At 63.9% G+C, this 23,465-nt stretch carries 21 protein-coding genes; 17 read left to right on the top strand and 4 right to left on the bottom strand.

The features are described from left to right. Nucleotide 1 precedes the first annotated feature (1 nt). The 12 genes from murG to ACYHH6_RS26990 all read left to right on the top strand — a co-directional run bounded on the left by murG (nucleotide 2) and on the right by ACYHH6_RS26990 (nucleotide 15,955). Entirely contained in the window at nucleotides 2-1,126 is a 1,125-nt protein-coding gene (gene murG / locus ACYHH6_RS27045; protein ID WP_352583900.1) for an undecaprenyldiphospho-muramoylpentapeptide beta-N-acetylglucosaminyltransferase, read from the top strand. Continuing rightward, nucleotides 1,126-2,532, top strand: coding sequence for a UDP-N-acetylmuramate--L-alanine ligase (gene murC, locus ACYHH6_RS27040; RefSeq protein ID WP_352583902.1), 1,407 nt, complete (start codon nucleotides 1,126-1,128; stop codon nucleotides 2,530-2,532). The genes murG and murC overlap by 1 nt, the downstream gene beginning before the upstream one ends. Further along, nucleotides 2,529-3,494: a UDP-N-acetylmuramate dehydrogenase gene (gene murB / locus ACYHH6_RS27035; RefSeq protein WP_352583903.1), complete on the top strand. Its 966-nt coding sequence runs from the start codon at nucleotides 2,529-2,531 to the stop codon at nucleotides 3,492-3,494. Before murC ends, murB begins: the two co-directional genes overlap by 4 nt. Nucleotides 3,495-3,805: 311 nt before the next feature. Then, nucleotides 3,806-4,732, top strand: coding sequence for a D-alanine--D-alanine ligase (locus tag ACYHH6_RS27030; protein ID WP_352583905.1), 927 nt, complete (start codon nucleotides 3,806-3,808; stop codon nucleotides 4,730-4,732). After that, nucleotides 4,720-5,661: a cell division protein FtsQ/DivIB gene (locus ACYHH6_RS27025; RefSeq protein ID WP_352583906.1), complete on the top strand. Its 942-nt coding sequence runs from the start codon at nucleotides 4,720-4,722 to the stop codon at nucleotides 5,659-5,661. Before ACYHH6_RS27030 ends, ACYHH6_RS27025 begins: the two co-directional genes overlap by 13 nt. After that, a complete protein-coding gene (gene ftsA / locus ACYHH6_RS27020; protein ID WP_112560390.1) occupies nucleotides 5,658-6,965 on the top strand; it encodes a cell division protein FtsA in 1,308 nt (435 codons plus the stop codon). The genes ACYHH6_RS27025 and ftsA overlap by 4 nt, the downstream gene beginning before the upstream one ends. A 66-nt stretch (nucleotides 6,966-7,031) precedes the next feature. After that, nucleotides 7,032-8,684, top strand: coding sequence for a cell division protein FtsZ (ftsZ, locus tag ACYHH6_RS27015; protein ID WP_352583908.1), 1,653 nt, complete (start codon nucleotides 7,032-7,034; stop codon nucleotides 8,682-8,684). Nucleotides 8,685-8,959: 275 nt separating this feature from the next. Next, the gene (gene lpxC, locus ACYHH6_RS27010; RefSeq protein ID WP_352583909.1) at nucleotides 8,960-9,907 is read left to right on the top strand and encodes a UDP-3-O-acyl-N-acetylglucosamine deacetylase; all 948 of its coding nucleotides are present in this window, start codon (nucleotides 8,960-8,962) and stop codon (nucleotides 9,905-9,907) included. 263 nt (nucleotides 9,908-10,170) lie between these two features. After that, entirely contained in the window at nucleotides 10,171-11,040 is an 870-nt protein-coding gene (locus ACYHH6_RS27005) for an outer membrane protein assembly factor BamD (protein ID WP_352583911.1), read from the top strand. Between the two features lie 197 nt (nucleotides 11,041-11,237). After that, a complete protein-coding gene (recN, locus tag ACYHH6_RS27000) occupies nucleotides 11,238-12,911 on the top strand; it encodes a DNA repair protein RecN (protein WP_352583913.1) in 1,674 nt (557 codons plus the stop codon). A gap of 147 nt (nucleotides 12,912-13,058) precedes the next feature. Beyond that, nucleotides 13,059-15,263, top strand: a complete 2,205-nt coding sequence (gene ligA, locus ACYHH6_RS26995; RefSeq protein ID WP_352583914.1) for an NAD-dependent DNA ligase LigA — start codon at nucleotides 13,059-13,061, stop codon at nucleotides 15,261-15,263. After that, on the top strand, nucleotides 15,236-15,955 hold the full coding sequence (locus tag ACYHH6_RS26990; protein ID WP_435053228.1) for a DUF2461 domain-containing protein: 720 nt from the start codon (nucleotides 15,236-15,238) through the stop codon (nucleotides 15,953-15,955). The genes ligA and ACYHH6_RS26990 overlap by 28 nt, the downstream gene beginning before the upstream one ends. 9 nt (nucleotides 15,956-15,964) lie before the next feature. Here the strand turns inward: ACYHH6_RS26990 and ACYHH6_RS26985 are convergent, their stop codons facing one another. Continuing rightward, nucleotides 15,965-16,723, bottom strand: coding sequence for an SDR family NAD(P)-dependent oxidoreductase (locus tag ACYHH6_RS26985; RefSeq protein ID WP_352583916.1), 759 nt, complete (start codon nucleotides 16,721-16,723; stop codon nucleotides 15,965-15,967). Nucleotides 16,724-16,840: 117 nt separating this feature from the next. Here ACYHH6_RS26985 and ACYHH6_RS26980 point away from each other — a divergent pair, with 117 nt between their 5' ends. Then, the gene (locus tag ACYHH6_RS26980; protein ID WP_352583917.1) at nucleotides 16,841-17,569 is read left to right on the top strand and encodes an AzlC family ABC transporter permease; all 729 of its coding nucleotides are present in this window, start codon (nucleotides 16,841-16,843) and stop codon (nucleotides 17,567-17,569) included. Then, on the top strand, nucleotides 17,566-17,862 hold the full coding sequence (locus ACYHH6_RS26975) for an AzlD family protein (RefSeq protein ID WP_352583919.1): 297 nt from the start codon (nucleotides 17,566-17,568) through the stop codon (nucleotides 17,860-17,862). Before ACYHH6_RS26980 ends, ACYHH6_RS26975 begins: the two co-directional genes overlap by 4 nt. A gap of 97 nt (nucleotides 17,863-17,959) precedes the next feature. On the opposite strand, the gene ACYHH6_RS26970 is transcribed toward ACYHH6_RS26975, so the two are convergent. The 3 genes from ACYHH6_RS26970 to ACYHH6_RS26960 form a co-directional block, all read right to left on the bottom strand. Then, the gene (locus tag ACYHH6_RS26970; RefSeq protein WP_352583921.1) at nucleotides 17,960-19,804 is read right to left on the bottom strand and encodes an aminopeptidase P family protein; all 1,845 of its coding nucleotides are present in this window, start codon (nucleotides 19,802-19,804) and stop codon (nucleotides 17,960-17,962) included. Nucleotides 19,805-19,899: 95 nt separating this feature from the next. Beyond that, entirely contained in the window at nucleotides 19,900-20,772 is an 873-nt protein-coding gene (locus ACYHH6_RS26965) for a 50S ribosomal protein L11 methyltransferase (RefSeq protein ID WP_352583922.1), read from the bottom strand. Further along, a complete protein-coding gene (locus tag ACYHH6_RS26960) occupies nucleotides 20,772-21,356 on the bottom strand; it encodes an SCO family protein (protein WP_352583924.1) in 585 nt (194 codons plus the stop codon). Before ACYHH6_RS26960 ends, ACYHH6_RS26965 begins: the two co-directional genes overlap by 1 nt. 213 nt (nucleotides 21,357-21,569) lie before the next feature. Between ACYHH6_RS26960 and ACYHH6_RS26955 the strand changes: the two genes are divergently transcribed. The 3 genes from ACYHH6_RS26955 to ACYHH6_RS26945 all read left to right on the top strand — a co-directional run bounded on the left by ACYHH6_RS26955 (nucleotide 21,570) and on the right by ACYHH6_RS26945 (nucleotide 23,386). Then, entirely contained in the window at nucleotides 21,570-22,076 is a 507-nt protein-coding gene (locus ACYHH6_RS26955; protein WP_352583925.1) for a cytochrome b, read from the top strand. Nucleotides 22,077-22,137: 61 nt separating this feature from the next. Then, entirely contained in the window at nucleotides 22,138-22,641 is a 504-nt protein-coding gene (locus ACYHH6_RS26950; protein ID WP_352583927.1) for a CreA family protein, read from the top strand. A gap of 103 nt (nucleotides 22,642-22,744) precedes the next feature. After that, nucleotides 22,745-23,386, top strand: coding sequence for a DapH/DapD/GlmU-related protein (locus tag ACYHH6_RS26945; RefSeq protein WP_352583929.1), 642 nt, complete (start codon nucleotides 22,745-22,747; stop codon nucleotides 23,384-23,386). Nucleotides 23,387-23,465 lie beyond the last annotated feature (79 nt).

Raw genomic sequence — 23,465 nt, 5'->3', positions numbered from 1 at the left:
TATGGCGCGCGGTGTCATTCTTCTCGCGGCAGGTGGAACCGGTGGACATCTGTTTCCGGCCGAGGCGCTGGCGCATGAGCTGATCGAGCGCGGCTGGAGTGTGCATCTGGCGACCGACGACCGCGCCGAGCGGTTTGCCGGCCATTTCCCGGCCGCCGCCATCCATCCGATCCAGTCGGCGACGATGGGCTCGAAAAATCCTGTCGCCCTGCTTGGGGCGTTCTGGAAGATCTGGCGCGGCGTGCGCCAGGCCTCCGCTGTCATCGGCAGGATCAAACCTGACGCGGTCGTCGGCTTCGGCGGTTATCCGACCCTGCCGCCGCTTTATGCCGCGACACGGCGCAAGGTGCCGACGCTGATCCACGAACAGAATGCGGTGATGGGCCGCGCCAACCGGGCGCTGTCAGGCCGCGTCGACGCGATTGCCGGCGGTTTCCTGCCCGAAGATGAAAGTGCTGCCGGCGCCAAGACGGTCATAACAGGCAATCCGGTCCGGCCGCCGATCCTGGAGGCGGCAAAGACGCCGTACACGACCTCCGCAGGCGAGGAGCCGTTCCGGTTGCTGGTGTTTGGCGGCAGCCAGGGCGCGCAGTTCTTTTCCGATGCCATGCCGGCGGCGGTCGCACTTTTGCCGGATGCGCAACGCAAGCGGCTGGTGATCACCCAGCAGGCCCGCGCCGACGACGTGGCGCGGGTGAAGGCTGGCTATGCGGCCCTTGGCGTCCATGTCGAGGTCTCGCCCTTCTTCACCGATATGGCGCAGCGCATGGCCACCGCGCATCTGGTGATTTCGCGCTCCGGCGCCTCGACGGTCTCGGAAATCGCCGTCATCGGCCGGCCGGCGCTGCTGGTGCCTTATCCCTATGCGCTGGACCACGACCAGGCAGCGAACGCAGCCGCCCTTGCCGCCGCCGGTGGCGGCGAGGTGCATCCGCAATCCTCGCTGTCGCCCGAGCGCATCGCGGCACTCATTGGCGGGCTGATGGACAATCCCGAGCGGCTGGCGGCCATGGCTGCCGGCGCAAAGTCAGCCGGCCGGCCGGACGCGGCACGGTTGCTCGCCGATCTCACAGAGGCTATTGCGTCCAGAAAAACCGTATCGGATTTCAGGAAAGGGACGCATTGATGAAGATGCCGCAGACCATCGGCCTTGTGCATTTCATCGGCATTGGCGGCATCGGCATGAGCGGCATCGCCGAGGTGCTGCACAATCTCGGCTACAAGGTGCAGGGCTCCGACCAGGCCGACAGCGCCAATGTGCAGCGGCTGCGCGACAAGGGCATCGAATGCTTCGTCGGCCACAAGGCCGAGAATATCGGCGCCGCCGAAGTGGTGGTGGTGTCGACCGCGATCAAGAAATCCAATCCGGAGCTGAAAGCAGCGCGCGAGAAGCTTTTGCCGATCGTGCGCCGCGCCGAGATGCTGGCCGAACTGATGCGCTTCCGCCAGGCCGTCGCCATCGGCGGCACGCATGGCAAGACGACGACAACCTCGATGGTGGCGACGCTGCTCGACGCCGGCGGGCTCGACCCGACGGTTATCAATGGCGGCATCATCAATGCCTATGGCACCAATGCCCGTATGGGCGATGGCGAATGGATGGTGGTCGAAGCCGACGAGAGCGACGGCACTTTCCTCAAGCTGCCGGCCGAAATTGCCGTCGTCACCAACATCGATCCCGAGCATCTCGACCACTATGGCAGCTTCGACAAGGTGCGAGAGGCCTTTCGCCAGTTCGTCGAGAACGTGCCATTCTACGGCTTTGGCGTGATGTGCACCGACCACCCGGAGGTGCAGGCGCTGGTTAGCCGCATCGAGGACCGCCGCGTCATCACCTATGGCGAGAACGCGCAGGCCGATGTGCGCTTCACCAACCATCGCATGGCCGGTGCTGCCTCCGAGTTCGACGTGGTGATCCGCGACCGCAAAACCGGCGGCCAGACGACGATATCGGACTTGCGCCTGCCGATGCCCGGCCGCCACAATGTCTCCAATGCGACAGCCGCGATTGCGGTCGCGCATGAGCTCGGCCTTTCGGCAGAGGCGATCAAGAAGGGGCTGTCGTCCTTTGCCGGCGTCAAGCGGCGCTTCACCCACACGGGTTCGTGGAATGGCGTCGAAATCTTCGACGATTATGGTCACCACCCGGTCGAGATCACAGCGGTGCTGAAGGCGGCGCGCAGCGCCACCAAGGGCCGCGTCATCGCCATCGCGCAGCCGCACCGCTTCACCCGCCTGCACGATCTGTTCGACGAATTCTCGGTCTGCTTCAACGATGCCGACACGGTGATGGTGGCCCCGGTCTATGCAGCGGGCGAAGAGCCGATCGACGGCGTGAGTTCGGAGGCGCTGGTGTCGCGCATCCGCTCCGGCGGTCACCGCGATGCGCGATATATCGACAGTGCCGCTGCCATCGCCCCCACCATCCGCGAATTGGCCAAGTCCGGCGACTTCGTTGTCTTCCTCGGCGCCGGTAACATCACCCAATGGGCCTATGCGCTGCCCAGGGAACTTGGCGGTGCGGTCTCATGATGCGCGGCCAGGATCTGATCGACAGACTTGGCGACCGACTTGCCGGCCTGCGTGGTCGCATCACGCCCAATGCCGAGATGGACAAGATCACCTGGTTCCGCGCCGGAGGGCTGGCCGAGGTGCTGTTCCAGCCGGCTGACGAGGAAGATCTTGCCGCCTTCCTGCGCGCCGTGCCGGAGGAGATCCCGCTCACCGTCGTCGGCGTCGGCTCTAACCTCCTGGTGCGCGACGGCGGTATTCCGGGTTTCGTCATCAGGCTTTCGGCCAAGGGTTTTGGCGAAGCCGAGGTCATATCGCCGACCGGCATCAAGGCGGGTGCTGCGACGCCGGACAAACGCGTTGCGGCCGTCGCCTATGAGGCCGGCATTGGCGGCTTTCATTTCTATCACGGCATTCCCGGCGCCATCGGTGGCGCGCTGAGAATGAATGCCGGCGCCAATGGCGTTGAGACACGAGAGCGGGTCGTGGAGGTGCGGGCGCTCGACCGCAAGGGCAATCTGCACACGCTGAGCAATGAAGACATGGGCTATGCCTATCGTCACTCGGCAGCACCTGCCGGGCTGATCTTCACCTCCGTCATTTTCGAAGGCGTGCCGGAAGACAAGGCGGCGATCAAGGCGGCCATGGACGCCGTCCAGACGCATCGCGAGACGGTGCAGCCGATCCGCGAGAAGACCGGCGGCTCGACCTTCAAGAATCCGGAGGGCACCTCGGCCTGGAAGGAGATCGACAAGGCCGGCTGCCGCGGGCTGATGATCGGCGGCGCGCAGATGTCGCCGATGCACTGCAACTTCATGATCAACACCGGAACCGCGACCGGCTACGACCTCGAATATCTCGGCGAGACGGTGCGCGCCCGGGTGCTTGTAAATTCCGGCATAAGGCTGCAGTGGGAAATCAAGCGCCTCGGCAATTTCCGCCCCGGCCACGCCGTTCAGGAATTCCTCGGGCAACTCCTGTAGGCCGTTAGCCCAAGCTGAAGTTCATGTGATGCTTGAACTTCAAACGGTCTGAAACAACAGCGCGACCGTTGCCCGAAAGACTCAACCGCACGCTTTTTGCCGCCGTTTTCGCGGAAAGTGAATCTGTCGGAATCATAAGCACTTGCCAGCGAATCAACTCTCTGATTCTCTGCCCTAAAGCGTTTCCTGATTTGAGTCGTTCGACGCGTCGACCGCGTTTTCCGTCTGGGGGGCAACCTGCCGGGAGACTCGGACTCCATCTGGTCGCTGAATGCGTGGTTGCGGGCCCGCCGTGAGAGGGATGACGGGATATGAAGAACAAGCATGTGGCTGTCCTCCTGGGCGGATTCTCGTCCGAGCGGCCCGTGTCTCTGTCTTCGGGAAAGGCGTGTGCGGATGCGCTTGAGAAAGAAGGCTACCAGGTTACCCGCGTCGACGTTGCGCGCGACGTCGGCGCCGTGCTTGGCGCGCTCAAGCCTGATGTTGTCTTCAACGCGTTGCACGGTCCGTTCGGTGAAGACGGCACCATTCAGGGCATCCTCGAATATCTGGCGATTCCCTACACCCATTCGGGTGTGCTCGCCTCGGCGCTCGCCATGAACAAGGAGCAGGCCAAGAAGGTTGCCAAGGCTGCCGGCATCGCGGTGGCGGAATCGAAGGTTGCCAGCCGCTTCGCCATTCAGAACAAGCACCCGATGAGGCCGCCCTATGTGGTGAAGCCTGTCAATGAAGGCTCGAGCTTCGGCGTTGTCATCGTGCATGAAGGGCAGTCGCATCCGCCGCAGGTCATCGGCTCGTCCGAATGGAAATATGGCGAGACCGTCATGGTCGAGCGCTACATCCATGGCCGCGAGCTGACCTGCGCCGTCATGGGCGATGTGGCGCTCGGCGTCTGCGAGATCATCCCGACAGGCCATTCCTTCTACGACTATGATTCAAAATACGTCGCCGGCGGATCAAAACACGAAATCCCTGCTAAAATTTCACCGAATATTTACCAAAAAATACAGACACTGGCGCTCAAGGCACATCTGGCTATCGGCTGTCGGGGCGTTTCCCGGTCGGACTTCCGCTATGACGATCGTCACTCCGAAAACGGCGAAATTGTCTGGCTCGAGATCAACACTCAGCCTGGCATGACGCCGACGTCTTTGGTGCCTGAAATCGCCGCCCAAGCGGGGCATTCGTTCGGCGATCTGTTGAGTTGGATGGTGGAGGACGCTTCGTGTCTGCGTTGAAATGGGGACAGGACAAGGGCAGGGGCGGCGCCGGGCCGGCGCTGTTCGGCATGCCGTTGTCGTTCGACCATTTCGTACTGCCGCGCGTGCTGCGCCGGCCGGTGCGCGTGCTGGCGCGCCTGGGTGGCGGCGACTTCGTCGCGCCGCGCTTTTCCGCGGCCATCCTGTCCGCTTCGCTCATCGCATCGAGCAGCCTCTATGGCGCCATTCTCGGCGGCCATGCCGATGACATCGTCCAGAGTATCACCGCCCGCACCGGCTTTGCCGTCGACCAGATCAAGGTGGTCGGCAACCGCCAGACCTCGGAGATCGACATACTGGACCGGCTTGAACTCGATGGCTGGACGTCGCTGATCGGCTTCGATGCCGAGGCAGCGCGCGAGCGCATCGATACGCTGCCCTGGGTCGAAGTGGCGGCGGTGCGCAAGGTCTATCCGCATACGCTGGAAGTGCGTGTCGAGGAGCGCGAACCCTTCGCGCTCTGGCAGCAGGGTTCAGAGCTTTCCGTGATCGAGCGCTCCGGCGCCGTGATTGCGCCGTTCTCGGGCGGCAAGCAGGCCTTGCTGCCGCTGATCATCGGCGCCGGCGCGCCGGCCAAGGCGCCCGACTTCCTGGCCAAGATCAAGAAGTATCCAGAGCTCGCGGCGCGGGTCAAAGGCTATATCCGCATCGGCGAGCGGCGCTGGGACCTGAAGCTGGAAAACGGCATCACCGTCAAACTGCCCGAGGATGGCGAGGACCAGGCGGTCGCCGAGCTGGTTCGGATGGATCATGACAACGGTCTTCTGACACGCGATATCGCCGCCATCGACATGCGCATCTCCGATCGCCTGGTCGTGCAGCTGACGCCGGAAGCGGCGACGCAGCGCCAGGCGGCGCTCAACGAAAAACCGCAAAGCCTCAAGCGCAAGTCGGAGACGAAGATATGAGCTGGCTTGGCGGCAACAGCGATGCCTCTTCGCGCCGCTCCGGCACGCTGACCGTGCTGGATGTCGGCTCAAGCAAGGTTTGCTGCGTGGTGGCGAAACTGAAGCCGCGCGAGGACGGCAAGCTGTTGCGCGGCCGCTCGCACCGCATCCAGGTGATAGGCATCGGCCATCAGAAGTCGCAAGGCGTGAAGTCGGGCGTGGTCGTCGATCTCGACCGCGCCGAGCACGCCATTCGCCTGTCCGTCGACGCCGCCGAGCGCATGGCGGGACTGACGGTGGATTCGCTGATCGTCAACATGACGGCCGGCCGGCTGAAGAGCGAAACCTATTCGGCCACCATCAACCTTGGCGGGCATCAGGCCGACGAGGCCGACATCAAGCGCGTACTTGCCGCCGGCGCCAAGCAGGCGCTGAAGGCCGAGCGCGACGTGATCCATTCGCTGCCGGTGGGCTTTTCGCTGGACGCCGAACGCGGCGTGCGCGATCCGCGCGGCATGGTCGGCGACCAGCTCGGCGTCGACATGCATGTGCTGACCGGTGACGCCGCGCCGCTGCGTAATCTGGAGCTCTGCATCAACCGCTCGCATCTGTCGGTCGAGCGCATGGTGGCGACGCCCTATGCTAGCGGACTTGCGGCGCTTGTCGATGACGAGCTCGAAATGGGCGCGGCCTGCATCGACATGGGCGGCGGCACGACGACGATCTCGGTGTTTTCGGAAGGCAAGTTCGTCCATGGCGACGCCATCGCCATCGGCGGCAATCACGTGACGCTGGACATGGCCAAGGGCCTGTCGACGTCGCTCGACGCCGCCGAACGGCTGAAGGTGATGCATGGCTCGGCGCTGCCCGGCAGCGCCGACGACCGCGACCTGGTCTCGATCCAGCCGATCGGCGAGGAAGGCGAGATGCCGCTGCAGATCCCGCGCTCGGTGATGACGCGCATCATCCGCGCCCGCATCGACGAGACGCTGGAGCTTCTGCGCGACCGGCTGAACAAGTCCGGCTACGGCAATGCCGTGGGAAAACGTGTCGTGCTGACCGGCGGCGCCAGTCAGCTGGCCGGCCTGCCGGAAGCGGCGCGCCGGATTCTGGGACGCAATGTGCGCATCGGCCGCCCGCTCGGTGTGGCGGGGCTGCCCGAAGCCGCCAAGGGGCCGGCTTTCTCGACGGCGGTCGGACTGCTGATCTATCCGCAGATGGCGAGTTTCGAGAGCCATCCGGCGAAAGGAATTTCCGGTCTCAGGATGACCGGAACGGGTGGAAAACTGCATCGCATGAGTCAGTGGTTGAGAGACAGTTTCTAATTGACGGGGACAGCCCCATAGGCGGCCGCGGCGGCGAAGCGGCGGGAAAGGCAAAGGACGGAGACAATGACCATCAATCTGCAAAAGCCGGACATCACCGAGCTCAAGCCGCGGATCACCGTGTTCGGTGTCGGCGGCGGTGGCGGCAATGCCGTCAACAACATGATCACCGCAGGCTTGCGCGGCGTCGAGTTCGTCGTGGCCAACACCGACGCGCAGGCGCTGACCATGTCGAAGGCCGAGCGGCTGATCCAGCTCGGCGCGCATGTCACCGAGGGGCTTGGCGCCGGATCGCAGCCGGAAGTCGGCCGTGCGGCGGCTGAGGAATGCATCGATGAGATCATCGATCACCTCTCCAACACCCATATGTGCTTCGTCACCGCCGGCATGGGCGGCGGCACCGGCACGGGTGCCGCCCCAGTCGTTGCCCGCGCGGCGCGCGAAAAGGGCATCCTCACCGTCGGCGTCGTCACCAAGCCGTTCCATTTCGAAGGCCAGCGCCGCATGAAGACGGCGGATATGGGCATCGAGGAACTGCAGAAATGCGTCGACACCCTGATCGTCATTCCCAACCAGAACCTGTTCCGGCTGGCCAATGACAAGACCACCTTCGCCGACGCCTTCGCTATGGCCGACCAGGTGCTCTATTCCGGTGTTGCCTGCATCACCGACCTGATGGTCAAGGAAGGCCTGATCAATCTCGACTTCGCCGACGTCCGTTCGGTGATGCGCGAGATGGGCAAGGCGATGATGGGCACCGGCGAGGCTTCGGGCGAGGGCCGCGCGATGGCCGCTGCCGAGGCAGCGATCGCCAACCCGCTGCTCGACGAGACCTCGATGAGGGGTGCCAAGGGCCTGCTGATCTCGATCACCGGCGGCCGCGACCTGACCCTGTTCGAAGTCGACGAAGCCGCGACCCGCATCCGCGAGGAGGTCGACCAGGACGCCAACATCATCCTGGGCGCCACTTTCGACGAGGAACTGGAAGGCGTCATCCGCGTCTCGGTGGTCGCCACCGGCATCGACAAGTCGGCGGCCGAAATCGCCGCGGTGCCGATCTCGATCCGAGCCGTGCCACCGCAGCAGAAGCCTGTCAGCCGTCCGGCTCCGGCCGCGGAAGGCCGGCCAGCGCCGGTCCAGCAGACCTATGAGCAGCGCGCGGCCGATCCGGTCGCCGAGGCGATCCAGCTTGCCGAAGCCAATGCGGCGGCAATGGCTCGTCCGGCGCCGATGGCCCAGGCGGAAGATTTCCGCCCGCAGAGCAAGATCTTCCAGGCTCCGCCGGCGCAACCGCAGCCTGTCGTGCAGCAGGTGATGCAGCCGGCGCCGCTGAGGGAAATGCCGCAGCCGGTGGCTGCCGCGCCGCAGCGCATGCCGCGGGTGGAGGATTTTCCGCCGGTGGTGAAGGCCGAGGTGGAAGCCAAGGGCAGGCCGACCGACCATGAAAACAGCGGGCCGATGGGGTTGCTCAAGCGGCTGACCAACGGCCTGACGCGCCGCGAGGAAGAACCGGCCCGGCTGCAGCCGGCGCAGCCGCGCGAACCGAAACTGCGCCAGGCAGCGCCCGAAATGCGCCGCCTCGCCAGCCAGGATCCGCAGCTTTACGCGCCGCGCCGCGGCCAGCTCGACGATCAGGGCCGGTTGACGCCGCAGACCAGGTCGGCTCAGGAAGACGACCAGCTGGAGATCCCGGCTTTCCTGCGCCGCCAGGCCAACTGAGGCGTTAACGGTATGTAACACTTGTTAACAGGCAGACGAGAGATCGTTTGCCTGTTAACTCAAAAGATCCTTTGATAACAGAGTGTTACGAAGTGACGCTCATAGCCGGCCGCGGTTACACAGAGTAAGAAACCGTGATTTGGAGTCTCCCTGACGGGCCACTATCTTTGCCGCAGCACTTTCGGTGTGCTGGGATTCGGGGAGTTGGCCCTGCCTGCCGATAATCAAGAGCCGCGCCCTTCGGGGCTTTAAAGCGGACATGGGCGTTATGGGCTATGGGGTTTGTCTTGCAAGACTACCAGACGACACTTCGATCGCGTGCGACGCTAACGGGTACCGGCGTTCACAGCGGCAAACCGGTCACCGTCAATTTCCTTCCCGCGGACGCTGACACGGGCGTCGTCTTCCACCTTTCGACCGGAAGCGAGAGCCGTGAGTTCCGTGCGCTGGTCGCCGAAGTCGGCGCGACCGATCTCTGCACCATGCTTGGCGATCCGGCAGGCGAGCATATCGCCACCGTCGAACATCTGATGGCGACGCTCTTCGGGCTCGGCATCGACAACATCGTCATCGAGATCGACGGCCACGAGGTTCCGATCCTCGACGGCAGCGCGGTGGCGTTCGTTGAAGCCATAGACCAGGCCGGCATCGAGACGCTGGCGATCAAGCGCCGCTACATCAGGGTGGTCAAGCCGGTTCGCATCGAGAACGGCGCGTCCTGGGCTGAATTCAGGCCCTATAGCGGCACGCGCTTCGAGGTTGAGATCGATTTCGAGAGCCCGGCGATCGGCCGTCAGCTGTTCGCCTCCGACATGAATCCCGACGTCTTCCGCCAGGACATTGCGCGTGCCCGCACCTTCGGTTTCATGAAGGATGTCGAGCGGCTGTGGGCGGCAGGCTATGCGCTGGGCTCCTCGCTGGAGAACTCGCTGGTGATCGGCGACGACAACCGGGTGATCAATATGGGTGGCCTGCGCTATCCCAATGAATTCGCTCGCCACAAGACGATGGACGCGATGGGCGATCTGGCGCTGGCCGGTGCCCGTTTCATCGGCTGCTTCCGCTCCTATCGCGGAGGCCACCGGATGAACGCCGCGGCGTTGCGGCGGCTTTTGTCCGACCGTTCAGCCTTCGAGGTCGTCGAGACCACGCGCCGCGAGCGCGGCCGCACCGCCGAGATGAGCGCCGTCACCGGGCCAGTCTTCGCGCCCTGGGTGATCTGATTCTTAACGATTTTCTGGCTTTCTGAGCGTCGGCTGGTGTTGCATGGATGCATCACTGGCCGGTGAAAGCGCATAGCTTTCGGGGCAACGCCAGGCCGCCACAAAAATGTGCGATTGGCTAGACATAGCGTTGCTGGGCAAGGCAGTTATGGTTTATGGCTGCTGCCGTCTGTTAGGTGCATGTCGCTCAAAAGTGGGGATCAGTTTTGAGGGAACGCCATGCGAAAGGCATTGAAATAACGCCGAAAGGGCGCAATCCAATCATGTTCTTCAAGCGAGTTGGTCAATCGAAAGCGCCGTATCGGGCTGTTTTCCTGGCGCTTTCGGTGGTTGTGCCATCGCTGTTCCTCTCGGCCTGCATGTCGTCGGAGAAAGACGTCGATCTGTCGACCTATGTCGACCAGACCGAACCGGCCGACGTCCTTTACAATCAAGGCCTTGCCAATCTCAACGCCGGCCGCCTGGATGAGGCGAGCAAGAAGTTCGACGCCGTCGACCGTCAGCATCCCTATTCCGAATGGGCCCGCAAATCGATGGTGATGGGCGCCTTCGCCGACTACCGCGCCGGCCACTATGACGAGGCGATCGGCTCGGCCAAGCGCTATCTTACGCTCTATCCGTCGACCGACGACGCCGCTTATGCCCAGTATATCATTGGCCTGAGCTACTATCGCCAGATCAAGGACGTCACCCAGGACCAGAAGGAAGCTCGCCAGACCGTGCAGACGATGCAGGATCTGGTGACGCGCTGGCCGACTTCGGAATATGTCGACGACGCCAAGGAAAAGATCCGTTTTGCCAACGACCAGCTCGCCGGCAAGGAGATGCAGATCGGCCGCTACTATCTTGAACGGCGCGAATACATCGCCGCCGTCAAGCGCTTCCGCAATGTGGTCGAGAACTATTCCAACACCCGTCATGTCGAAGAGGCGCTGGCGCGCCTGACAGAGAGCTACTACGCGATGGGCTTGACCTCGGAAGCGCAGACGGCCGCGGCCGTGCTCGGCACCAACTATCCCGACAGCCAGTGGTACAAGGATTCCTACAAGCTCTTGCAGAGCAATGGGCTTGAGCCGCGCGAGAATGCCGGGTCGTGGATATCCAAGGCCGGGAAGCTGATCACCGGCGCCTGACGCCTGAGCATCGACTGAAGCGATCACAGCGCTTTTCGGATTGATCCGACGCTCAAACAAAAAGATAGTGCGGCGCTGCGACTCCACCGGTCGCATGCCGCATTGAGGCGCGTCGCGCGCTTTAAGTCTTTGGTTTTGTGCATGCCGTTGTCCCAAACCGGTCCGCTTGGGGCGACATGCGATAGGTTCGGGTTCTGATGCTTTCCAGACTGTCGATCCGCGATATCGTCCTGATCGAGAAGCTGGATATCGACTTCCAGCCCGGCCTTTCCGTGCTGACCGGTGAAACCGGCGCCGGCAAATCCATCCTGCTCGACGCGCTATCGCTGGCGCTCGGCGCGCGCGGCGACGCCTCGCTGGTGCGCCATGGCGCCGCCCAGGGCCAGGTCATCGCCGTGTTCGACGTGCCGCGCAACCATCCGGTGCGTGCGCTGCTTTCCGAAAACGCCATCGAGGATGACGGCGACATCATCCTGCGCCGGCTGCAGACGGCGGATGGCCGCACCCGCGTCTTCGTCAACGACCAGCCGTCCAGTGTCACCCTGATGCGCGACATCGGCCACGCGCTGGTCGAGATCCACGGCCAACACGACGAGCGGGCCCTGGTCGATCCTGGCGCGCATCGCGAATTGCTGGACAGCTTTGGCGGCCATCTTGGTGCTGCCCGCGCGACAGGCGAGGCGTGGCGCTATTGGCGCGGCTGCGAGCAGGACTTTGCCCGGCATCGTGCCAAGGTCGAGGCTGCGGCGCGCGAGGCCGATTATCTCAGGGCTTCGGTGGCTGAACTGGCCAAGCTCGATCCGCAGCCCGGCGAGGAGACGCAGCTGGCGGAATTGCGCGCCACGATGATGCGGGCGGAAAAGATCGCCTCGGAAATCCATGACGCGCAGGATGTGCTGTCAGGCCCGTCCTCGCCGCTGCCGCAGCTGGCCAGCCTGCTCAGGCGTCTGCAGCGCAAGGCCAGCGAAGCACCTGGCCTGCTTGAGGATGTGGTGAAGTCGCTCGATGAGGCGATGCTGTCGCTGGATGCGGCACAGTCCGGTGTCGAGGCGGCGCTGCGGGCCGCCGAATACGATCCGCAGCGGCTGGAGAAAGCGGAGGAGCGGCTGTTTTCGCTGCGCGCGGCGTCACGCAAGCACAGCGTGGCGGTCGACGATCTGGCGCAACTGCGCGACACGATGTCGGCCGACCTTGCCGATCTCGATGCCGGCGAGGAACGTCTGCATGGGTTGGAGAAACAGGCCGCCGCGGCGCGCGAGGCCTATGACATTTCGGCGGCCCAGCTGTCCTCGCTTCGCCATGCGGCTGCGATCGGCCTGACCAAGGCTGTCATGGCTGAACTGCCGGCGCTGAAGCTCGAGCGGGCCGAGTTCATCGTCGGGCTGACCAGCGATGGCGAAAACCGCATGGAAGAAGGCATCGATCAAGTCGAGTTCTGGGTGCGCACCAATCCCGGCACAAGGCCCGGCCCGATGATGAAGGTTGCCTCCGGCGGCGAGCTGTCGCGCTTCCTTCTGGCGCTCAAGGTGGCGCTGGCCGACCGTGGCTCGGCGCCGACATTGGTCTTCGACGAAATCGACACCGGGGTGGGCGGCGCCGTGGCCGATGCCATCGGCCAAAGACTGGCCAGGCTGTCGACGCGGGTGCAGGTGCTGTCCGTCACCCATGCGCCGCAGGTGGCGGCACGTGCGGCAACGCATTTCCTGATCTCCAAATCCGGCGGCTCCGACAAGGTCGCCACCGGCATCGCCGAGATGGACCGGGCGGCGCGCCAGGAAGAGATCGCGCGCATGCTGGCCGGCGCCACCATTACAGACGAGGCGCGCGCGGCCGCGGAGCGGTTGCTGCGCGAGAACACGGCGGCGGCTTAACAACCGGCAGATACCCGAATTGGCTTTTCCGGAAAGAGTCAGGATATGGCGACATCCTGCTGTTCGGGTTTGATTTTTCCACAGCCTATCTCGCTGACAGCAAATCCTGATTTATAGTGGCCCACCATAATTCGAGGACCGCGCCGCATGTCTGAAAAACCAGTCGAATCGTTGAGTGAAAGCGAAGCCGCGGATGAGCTTGCGCGGCTGGCCGAGGAGATCGCCGGCCACGACCGGCGCTACCATGCCGAGGACGCGCCGACGATCACCGACGCCGAATACGATGCGCTGCGGCGGCGCAACCTTGCTATCGAAGAGCGCTTCCCAGGTCTGGTGCGCGAGGATTCGCCCTCGCTGCGGGTCGGTGCCGCGCCGGCCGAAGGCTTCGCCAAGGTGCGCCATGCGGTGCCGATGCTCAGCCTCGCCAAGGCCTATACCGACGAGGACGTCACCGATTTCATCGAACGTGGCCGCCGCTTCTTCGACCGCGACAAGGATCTCGACATCGCGTTTACGGCCGAGCCGAAGATCGATGGGCTGTCGGCGTCGTTGCGCTATGAACGCGGCATGTTCGTTCAGGGCGCCACGCGCGGCGACGGTGCGGTGGGTGAAGACATCACCGCCAACCTCAGGACCATCGCCGACATCCCAGCCAAGTTGAAGGGATCGGGCTGGCCCGAGACCATCGAAATACGCGGCGAGGTCTATATGACTTACGCCGAATTCGAGGCGCTGAAGGCGCGCTCGGCGGCGGTCGGCGGCCAGGACTATGTCAATCCGCGCAACACGGCTGCCGGATCGCTGCGCCAGAAGGATGCCTCCGTCACCGCCAGTCGCAATCTCAAATTCTTCGCCTATGCCTGGGGCTACACGACGGCAGATCCCGCGCCGACGCAGTACGAATCCGTGCAGAAATTCGCCGAGTGGGGCTTCAAGGTCAGCCCGCTGATGGTGCGGGCGAAGTCGGTCGAAGATCTCATCGCGCAATATCACAAGATCGAGGAACTGCGCTCGTCGCTGGGCTACGACATCGATGGCGTCGTCTACAAGGTCGACCAGCTGGAATTGCAGCGTCGCTGGGGGTTCGTGACCGGCGAGCCGCGCTGGGCAGTTGCGCACAAATTCCCGGCCGAACAGGCGATGACGACGGTGCAGAAGATCGACATCCAGGTCGGCCGCACCGGCACGTTGGCGCCGGTGGCGCGGCTGGCGCCGGTCACGGTCGGCGGCGTGGTGGTCGAAAACGTCACGCTGCACAATGAGGATTACATCAAGGGCTTCGACAGCAACGGCCTGCCGATCCGCGACGGCATCGATGTGCGCATCGGTGACACGGTTGTCATACAACGGGCAGGCGACGTCATTCCGCAGATCGTCAGCGTCGTCATCGACAAGCGGCCGGGCGATGCGGTGCCTTATCAATTCCCGCACACCTGTCCGGTCTGCGGCTCGCCGGCGACGCGCGAGGTCAACGAGAAGACCGGCAAGGAGGATTCGCGCCGGCGCTGCACGGGCGAGCTGATCTGCGCCGCGCAGGCCGTGGAGCGGCTGCGCCATTTCGTGTCGCGCGGCGCGCTCGACATTGAGGGCCTGGGCGCCGAAAACATCGACCTGTTCTTCAATTCGGGACTGGTCAAGACCGCCGCCGATATCTTTACCCTGAGGGATCGGCGGCCGGCTGTCACCAGGGCGCTGGCCGAGCGGCGCGAGGAGCAGGCCAGGCAGCGCGAGGCGGCATCGGGCAAGGCGCGCAAGAATGTGCGCGGTGTCGAGGACCGCAATTATGAAGGCCTCGACAAGCTGTTCGCGGCAATCGATTCGCGCCGCGAGCCGGAGCTTGATCGTTTCATCTTCGCTCTCGGCATTCGCCATATCGGCGAAACGACGGCAGCGGTGCTTGCCAAGACCTTTTCCACCATCGAGGAGCTGATCCGCGTCGGCAAGGAGACGGCAGCGGCGGAAGACCCGCACAGTGTTTTCCCCTCGATCAACGGCATCGGCGACACGGTGATCGATGCGCTGCGCGATTTCTTCGGCAATGAGCGCAATGACGACGTGCTCGACAGACTGCTCGAGCAGGTCAAGCCGAAGCCCTATATCGTCACCGTCTCGGCCGACAGCGAGGTTGCCGGCAAGACCATCGTCTTCACCGGCACGCTGGAAAAGATGACCCGGTCCGAAGCCAAGGCGATGGCCGAACGGCTCGGCGCCAAGGTAGCAGGTTCGGTGTCGGCGAACACCGACCTCCTGGTGGCCGGGCCGGGTGCGGGCTCCAAACTAAAGCTTGCCAGCGAACTCGGCGTCGAAGTCATCGACGAGGACACATGGTTGCAACGGGTCGGCAAGGCATGACCGGCGGCTCGTTCAAAGGATTTGGCCAGAAGGCCATTCCGTTCCTGAAGGCGCTCGACTTCCACCAGAGCCCCGAATGGTTCCAGGAAAACCGGGCGCTTTACGACAGCGAACTGCACGAGCCGTTCTGCGATCTGGTCGAGACGCTGACCGAGCGCTTTGCAGCGGCGGGTCTGGGCTTGCGCGGCGACCGCAAGAAGTCGCTGTTTCGCATCAATCGCGACGTGCGCTTTGCCAAGGACAAACGGCCCTACAACCAGCATCTGTCGGCCATGCTGTCGCCGGACGGCACCAAGATGGAGCAGGGCGTGTTCTTCGTCTATGTCGGGATCGACCGCTGCTTTGCCGACGTTGCCTGGTGGAACCCGGAGCCGCCCCTGCTGCTGGCGATGCGCAAGGCGATTATCGCCCGGCCAGCCGAGTTCCGAAAACTGCTTTCAACGCTGAAGAAAAACGGCTTCGAACTCGAAACCGAGGGTCGGTTGAAGCGCACGCCGCGCGGCTTCGAGCAGGTCAACGAACCCGATCTTGTCGACGCCATCCGCAACCGGCACTTCTATGTTCAGCACATGATCGATCCGGCCGGCATCCACGCGCCAGCGCTGGTCGACGAGCTTGTCGATTTCACCTTGCGCGCCAAGCCGTTGCTCGATTGGGGCAGGGCGATCCAGGGGACTGCGCTACGGAGCTAGCCCGGAGAGTTACATCCGCATCAAGAGGCCGCCGTCGACGGCGAGCTCAATGCCGGTGATGTAGCTTGCTGCGTCGGAAAGCAGGAAGAGCGCGGCATTGGCCATGTCCTGCGGCGTGCCGATGCGGCCGAGCGGGGTGTAGTCGGCAACGGCAGCGCGCTTCTCCTCTGTGTCCCAGCGCGCCTGCAGCGGCGTCAGCGCCATGCCCGGGCAGATCGAATTGGAGCGGATGCCATCGCCCGCCAACTGCATGGCGAGCGACTTCGACAGCGCGCAGACGCCCGCCTTGGAGGCCTGGTAGGCGTCCTGCGGTTTTGGATCGCCGCGATACCACTGGATGGTCGAGAAGTGCACCATGGCGCCGCCGCGCCCACCCGCGCGCATATGCGGAACAACCGCGCGCGCCGTGTGTACGAAGGACTTCAGATTGATGTTGAAGACCTGGTCCCAGACATCGAGATCCATTTCGAGGGCCGACTTGTCGCGGCCGAACCAGAGCACGCCTGCGACATTGGCGAGATAGTCGATGCCGCCGCGCTCACGGCCGGCAGCGCTGATGGTCCGTTCGACGAAGGCGGCGTCGGTAAGGTCGCCCTGGGCGAAGGTGAGCCGGTCGTCATAGGCGGCAAGCGATGCCGGACGCGGCTTGACGTCGATGGCGGTGACCGAAGCGCCAGCATCGAGCAACGCCAGCGTGATCGCCTCGCCCATGCCACCACCGGCGCCGGTGACGACGGCATGCCTGCCGGTGAAATCATAAGCGATCATCTGAACCTCCTTTTTTGCGATCCCTGACATCAGTTTCGCTGATTTGTTGGCTCAAGCGAATTCGTCTGACTTTTCAGCCGCCGGCTCCTACATAGCAGCGCGAGCTGGGAATGTGACATGTCGGCAGAGACCTTAACCGAAAATTCTGTGGCCAATGATTTCTGGGACGGTGTGCGCCTGTCTATGCCAGTGGTGGTCGCCGCGGCGCCGTTTGGGCTGCTGTTCGGCGCCATTGCCGTCGACAATGGCTTTTCCGTTCTCGAAGCTTTTGCGATGAGCGCGCTGATCTTCGGCGGCGCCAGCCAGATGGTCGGCATCGAACTGTTCGGCCAGCATGTCGCGCCATGGCTGATCGTGCTGTCGATCTTCGCGGTGAACTTTCGTCACGTGCTCTATTCCGCCGGCATCGGCCGGCGCATCGCGCATTGGCCGGTGATCCAGCAGGCGTTGGGCTATTTCGTGCTCACCGATCCGCAGTTCGCGGTGGCCGAGCGCAAGGCCGAAGCCGGCGAGACCGTTGGCTTCGCCTGGTATATGGGGCTTGGCCTGCCGGTCTATGTGTTGTGGGTGATCGAAAGCGCGCTGGGCGCAGTGTTCGGCAAGCTGATCCCTGATACACATGCGCTCGGCATCGACTTCCTGCTGCCGATCTATTTCCTTGGCCTGGTCATGGGCTTTCGCAAGCGGCCGCTGTGGCTGCCGGTGGTGATCGCCAGCGCTGCCGCCTCGATCATCGCCTACAAGACGGTCGGTTCGCCCTGGCACGTTTCCATCGGCGCCGTTGCCGGCGTGCTTCTGGCCGTCATCTTGCCGCCCCACCATAGCGGCGTGGAGGCAAAGCGATGAGCACCACCTTCTGGATCATCGTTGCCGGCGCGATCGCCACCTATCTCACGCGTGTCGGCGGCCATCTGGTGATTTCGCGCTTCGACCATATCCATCCGCGCGTCGAGGCGGGTTTGAATGCCGTGCCGGCGGCGGTGCTGACGACGCTGGTGGCGCCGGCGGCCCTTGGCGCCGGGCCGGCGGAATGGGCGGCACTGGTTGTCGCCGCTGTGGTCTCGCTGCGGGGCGGGCTGATGGCCATGTTCTTGGCGGGTGCCGCGGTACTTATTCTTGCACGGCAGTTCGTCGGGTAGGGGATTTACCGGGACGACAGTTCGAGCCGTTGGTGCTGCCCCTCATTGCCCTGCCGGGCATTTCTCCCCGTATAGTGACGGGGAGAAAGACGCACCCTCAAATCTTCGCGTCGTGCGGCAGCGGCGCTGTCGCCTTCTCCAGCCAGGCCAGCGTCTCGCCATCGAGCATCGGGCCGATCTCGGCCAACACCCAGGCATGGTAAGTATCCAGCCAGTGCAGCTCCTCGCGCGTCAACAGGTCGGTGCGTATCAGCCTGACGTCGATCGGCGCCAGCGTCAGCGTCTCGAAACTGTGCATGGCAATGTCGCCGCCTTCGATCTGATCGGCCGGCGTCACCAGGATCAGGTTCTCGATGCGGATGCCGTAGGAGCCTTCCTTGTAGTAGCCGGGCTCGTTGGAGAGCATCATGCCGGCGAGCAGCTTTTCGGTGCCGGTGCGGGCAATGCGCTGCGGCCCTTCATGCACGGCCAGATAGGAGCCGACGCCATGGCCGGTGCCGTGCGCGAAGTCGCAGCCATGCTTCCACAACGCCATGCGCGCCACCGCGTCTATCTCAGAGCCGCGCGTGCCCGCCGGGAAGCGCAGCGTCGAAATGCCGATCATGCCCTTCAGCACCAGCGTGAAGCGCTCGCGCATCTCTTCGGTCGGCTGGCCGATCGGCACGGTGCGGGTGATGTCTGTCGTGCCGTCCTGATACTGGGCGCCGGAATCGAGCAGGAACAGTTCGCCCTTTGCCAGCTTGCGGTTGGTGGCGCGCGACACGCGGTAATGCATGATGGCGCCATTCGGGCCGGCGCCGGAAATGGTGTCGAAAGAGACGTCGCGCAGCGGCATCTGCGTTTCCTCGCCGGTCTGCCGGCGCGTCTCTTCCAGTTTGGTGACGACGGTTATTTCGTCGAGCGAGCCCGGCTTCTGCCGCTCCAGCCAGCACAGGAGTTTCGCCACCGCTGCCCCGTCGCGACGGTGCGCGGCGCGGCTGCCGGCGATCTCGGCCTGGTTCTTGGTGGCACGCGGTATGCGGGCGGGATCGGGCGCGGCAACAAAGGTTCCGCCATTGTCCTCGACCAGCATTCTGAGCTTTTCGGCCGCCAGCACCGGATCGAGCGCGATCCTTGCGCCACCTTTGGCAAGGGCGATGATTGCCGCCTCGAATTCGCCGGGCTCATGCAAGTCGGCAAGCTGGGTGAGATAGGCGGCGACGGTGCGCGAAAACTTGCGCTGGTCCATGAACAGCTGGTGCTTGCCGTCGGCTGCGAGGATCGCGAAACCGAGCGCCAGTGGCGTGTGCGGCACGTCACCGCCGCGTATGTTGAAGGCCCAGGCGATCGAGGAGGGGTCGGTCAGGACGGCGTGCGTGGCGCCGTCCTTGGCGATCGCCGCTGCCAGCCGCACCAGCTTGTCCTTGGCCAGTTCGCCCGCAAAGCCGATCGGGTGGATCTCGACGGGCGCCACTGGTGGTGCCGGCTGATCCTTCCAGATGATATCGATCGGGTTCTTGTCGAGTGGAACCAGCGTGGCGCCGGATTGCTCGGCCGAAACATTCAGCGCCTTGACCTCGTTGATCGTGTGCAGCCAGGGGTCGAAGCCAAGTCGCGCGCCCTTGCCGAGATTGTCCTTGATCCAGGACGCTGGCGGGTTGTCGACGAGGCTCTCGATGGCGAAAATGTCGAGATCGACTTCGTGGCGGACCTGCAGCGTATAGCGGCCGTCGACGAACATGAAGGCGCGGTCGCGCAGCACAAGGGCGACACCGGCCGAACCGCTGAAGCCGGTCAGCCATTTCAGCCGCGCCGAGCGGTCGGCGACATATTCGCCCTGGTGTTCGTCGGCGCGGGGCACGAGGAAACCGTCCAGGCCATTGTCCGCCAGCCATTGCCGCAGCAGCTTCACGCGCGGCTTGCCGACGCTGGGATCGCCAGCGGAGTCAAAGGTCTGGAACATGGCTGGTTTCCTCCTGTACTTGGCGCGACCGTAGCGCATGGCCCGGAAAACCGGAATCGATTTTCGACAATCGCAATAGGCTCGGATTGGTCCAGCTAGTGCTTGAGGTGGATGGTCACCCAGCCTTCGCGATGCAAGGTCCTGACATGGCGGAAATTCTGGCCGACATAGGCCGAGATCACCGCGTTGCACTGGCGATCGAGAATGCCGGACAGCACGATCGAGCCGCCGAGGCTGATGTGCCTGGCCATTTCCGGCGCCAGCCGCATCAGCGGCCGCGCCAAGATGTTGGCGACGATCAAGTCGAAAGGCGCGCGCTTGCCGAAGATCGGGTGGTGGAAGCCGGGCGCCGTCACGGTTTCGACCAGCGCCTTGACGTGGTTGAGGCGGGCATTGGCGGCGGCAACCCTGACAGCGATCGGATCGATGTCGGTGGCCAGCACCGGAATATGCGCCAGCTTGGCAACTGCGATCGCCAGTACCGCGCTGCCGGTGCCGAGGTCGAGGGCATTCCTGGGATGCTCGCGGCGCACGACCCGTTCCAGCATTTCCAGGCAGCCGGCGGTGGTGCCGTGATGGCCGGTGCCGAAGGCAAGGCCGGCCTCGATCTCGATGGCGAGTTCGCCGCTGTGGCGCTTCCTGCGGTCATGCGCGCCATGGACGAAGAAACGCCCGGCGCGCACCGGCTTCAGCCCTTCCAGCGAGCGTGCCACCCAGTCGATATCGGGCAAGACCTCGCGTTCGATCGGCTTCGACAGGGAAAGGCCAGAAAGGATATCTCTCAGCCGTGCCTCGACCCCGTCGACATCGCCGTCGGCATAGAGCGAGACTTCATGGATGTCGCGGCCCTCGTCGACTTCGAGCACGGCGAGCGGCCGGCCTTCATCCTCGAAAGCCATTTCGAGCGCGGCAAAGATGCTGTCGGCCTCGACCTTCCCAGCCGTGAAATGGAGCCTGGTCTGCGTCATCAGCTTTGGGCGCCCGCCGCCAGCCGCTTCAGCTTGGCGATCGCCGTATCGGCGCTTTCGCCGTAAGCGATGGTGCCCGAAAACTCGCCCTTGGCATTCAGCAGCAGCACCGATGCGGTGTGGTCCATCGTGTAGTCGCCGTCGCCGGTATCGACCTTCTTCCAGTAGATGGCGAACGATTTGGCCATCGCATGCACCTTGTCGGGATCGCCCGAAATGCCGACGATGCGGTCGGAAAAATTGCTGACATAGGTGTTCATCACTTGCGGCGTGTCGCGCTCGGGGTCGACGGTCACGAAATAGGCGTTGAGGTTCTTGCCGTCGTCGCCCAGCGTCTTCAGCCAGCCGGCAAGTTCGAACAGCGTGGTCGGACAGACTTCCGGGCAATGGGTGAAGCCGAAGAAGACGACGCTGGGATGGCCTCTGAAGGCAGCTTCGGTGATCGGCGCGCCTTTCTGGTCGACCAGCGTGAACGGGGCGCCGAACGGCTCGCCGCCATAATGGCCCTTGTACCAGTCGAAGGTGAGCCAGCCGATGCCGGCCGCCATCAGAACCAGAATGCCGACCAGGATTGAACGCATCATCGGGAAGTGTCCGTCGTGATTTCTTTTAGGCGCCGGATTGGCGCCTGCGGCGGAAGTCTTAGCCGGTAGCGGCGGTCAAGGCAAAGATGCCGCGTTGCCGCAACCGGCTCTCGATGCTGCTTCGCACGCGGCCGGAGTTACCAAACGGTAATTTGACCGGTGTTGGGCCTCTACCCATCTTGACGGTCTGTTCTCTTGCCGTGGAACCAGCCAATGTCGGATATGTCTGTGGCTTCCTACTCCAAGACCCAGATCTGGCTGCACTGGAGCATTGCGGCCCTGATCCTGATCCAGTTCCTCGCCCATGATGGCATGGAGCATGTGTGGCGTGCCTTTCGCAGGGGGCAGGAGGCGTCGCCCGGTGATGTGCCGCTGGCCTATCTGCATGTCGTGATCGGTCTGGCGGTGCTGGTTCTGGCTGCGTGGCGGCTCTGGCTCAGGGCGACGCGCGGCGTTCCGCCGGTGTCGGGCATGGAACATCCGGTGTTGAAACTGCTCGCCAAGGCGACGCATTTCGTCATCTACGCGCTTATCCTCATCGTGCCGCTCTCGGGCGCCGCCGCATGGTTCCTTGGTATGCCAGGGGCAAGTCTGGTGCATGTGCTGGGCAAGGACATCCTGCTCTATGTGGTGCTCCTGCATACGGCAGGCGCGCTGGTTCAGCATTTCGTCTTCAAGACCGACGTGCTGCGGCGGATGCTGGCATTCCGGCAGGCCTAGCTTGCAAAGCCAGGCAGTTCGCCCCACCTGTGGTCGGCAACCAGAACCTGAGGAGGCTCCCTTGCAAAGACGGATTGGGCGAAAACTGTTCGGCGGCGCATTGGCCGCATGCATCGCCCTTGGCGCCGGTGCTGCCGCGGCCGAGGAGGTCGGCAAGGTCGGCGTCGACTGGCTCGGCAACGACATCATCGTCGAGGCGATCAAGGACCCGAAGGTCGACGGCATCACCTGCCACGTCTCCTATTTCGACCGCGGCGTCATCGACCGGCTGCAGAAGGGCAACTGGTTCGAGGACCCATCGGATTCGTCGATCTCGTGTCGCCAGACCGGGCCGATCACCATCGGCGACATCGACGTGAGCGAAGGCGGCGAAGAGGTGTTCAAGCAAGGCATCAGCCTGATCTGGAAGAAGCAGGTGGTGAACCGCATCTACGACAAGAAAAACCAGACGCTGATTTATCTCTCGCATTCACGCCAGGTGCAGGACGGCTCGGCGAAAATGTCGGTAACCACCGTGCCGCTGTTCGGTCAGAGCGTGGTGTGGACCAACGGCCAGCCGAAATAGGGCGGACTCTGGGCTGTCTGGCCGCGCGACAACTGCTTCCGCTTTGCGGCAGCAATTGCGCGGGACAATTGCTTCCGCAATTGCGCGGAGGTAAATCCGCGCCATGGACCGTACTGAAAACCTTGTCCTCAAAGACCCTGAACCGCGCATTCATCCGACGGCCGAGCTGAAGGCGTGCAAGCTCGGCCGCTATGCCTCGATCGGCGAGCGGGTGGTGCTGCGCGAGGTCAATGTCGGCGATTTCTCCTATTTCGAGCGCCACGCCGAGGCGATCTACACGACGATCGGCAAATTCTGCTCGATCGCCGCCAACAGCCGCATCAACGCGCTGGAGCATCCGATCGAGCGGGTCACGCAGCACAAGCTTAGCTACCGCCCGAACGAGTATTTCCGCTGGCTGGGCGTCGACGCCGCGTTCCGCGAACGGCGGCAGGCCAAGGCCGTCAGCATCGGTAACGATGTCTGGATCGGCCACGGCGCGGTGATCATGCCGGGCATAAGCATCGGCAATGGCGCCATCGTCGGCGCCAATGCTGTGGTGACCAGGGATGTGCCGGCCTATGCGATCGTCGCCGGCGTGCCGGCCAAGCCATTGCGCCGGCGTTTTCCGCCTGAGATCGCGGCGCGGATCGAAAGCCTCGCCTGGTGGGACTGGCCGCCGGAAAAACTGGCGAAAGCGGTTCCCGACATGCAAGCCCTGGCGATCGAGGATTTTCTCGACCGCTGGGAACAGGAGCGCTCCTGAGCGCAGCGGTCGGATTAGCATGCCGCCAGCTCTCGCCGCGCGTGCGCGTCTTTATCGACTGGCTGGTCGAAATCCTCGC

This window comes from Mesorhizobium sp. P171375 (assembly GCF_057786075.1).
This window is presented reverse-complemented; position numbering and strand designations above follow the sequence as displayed.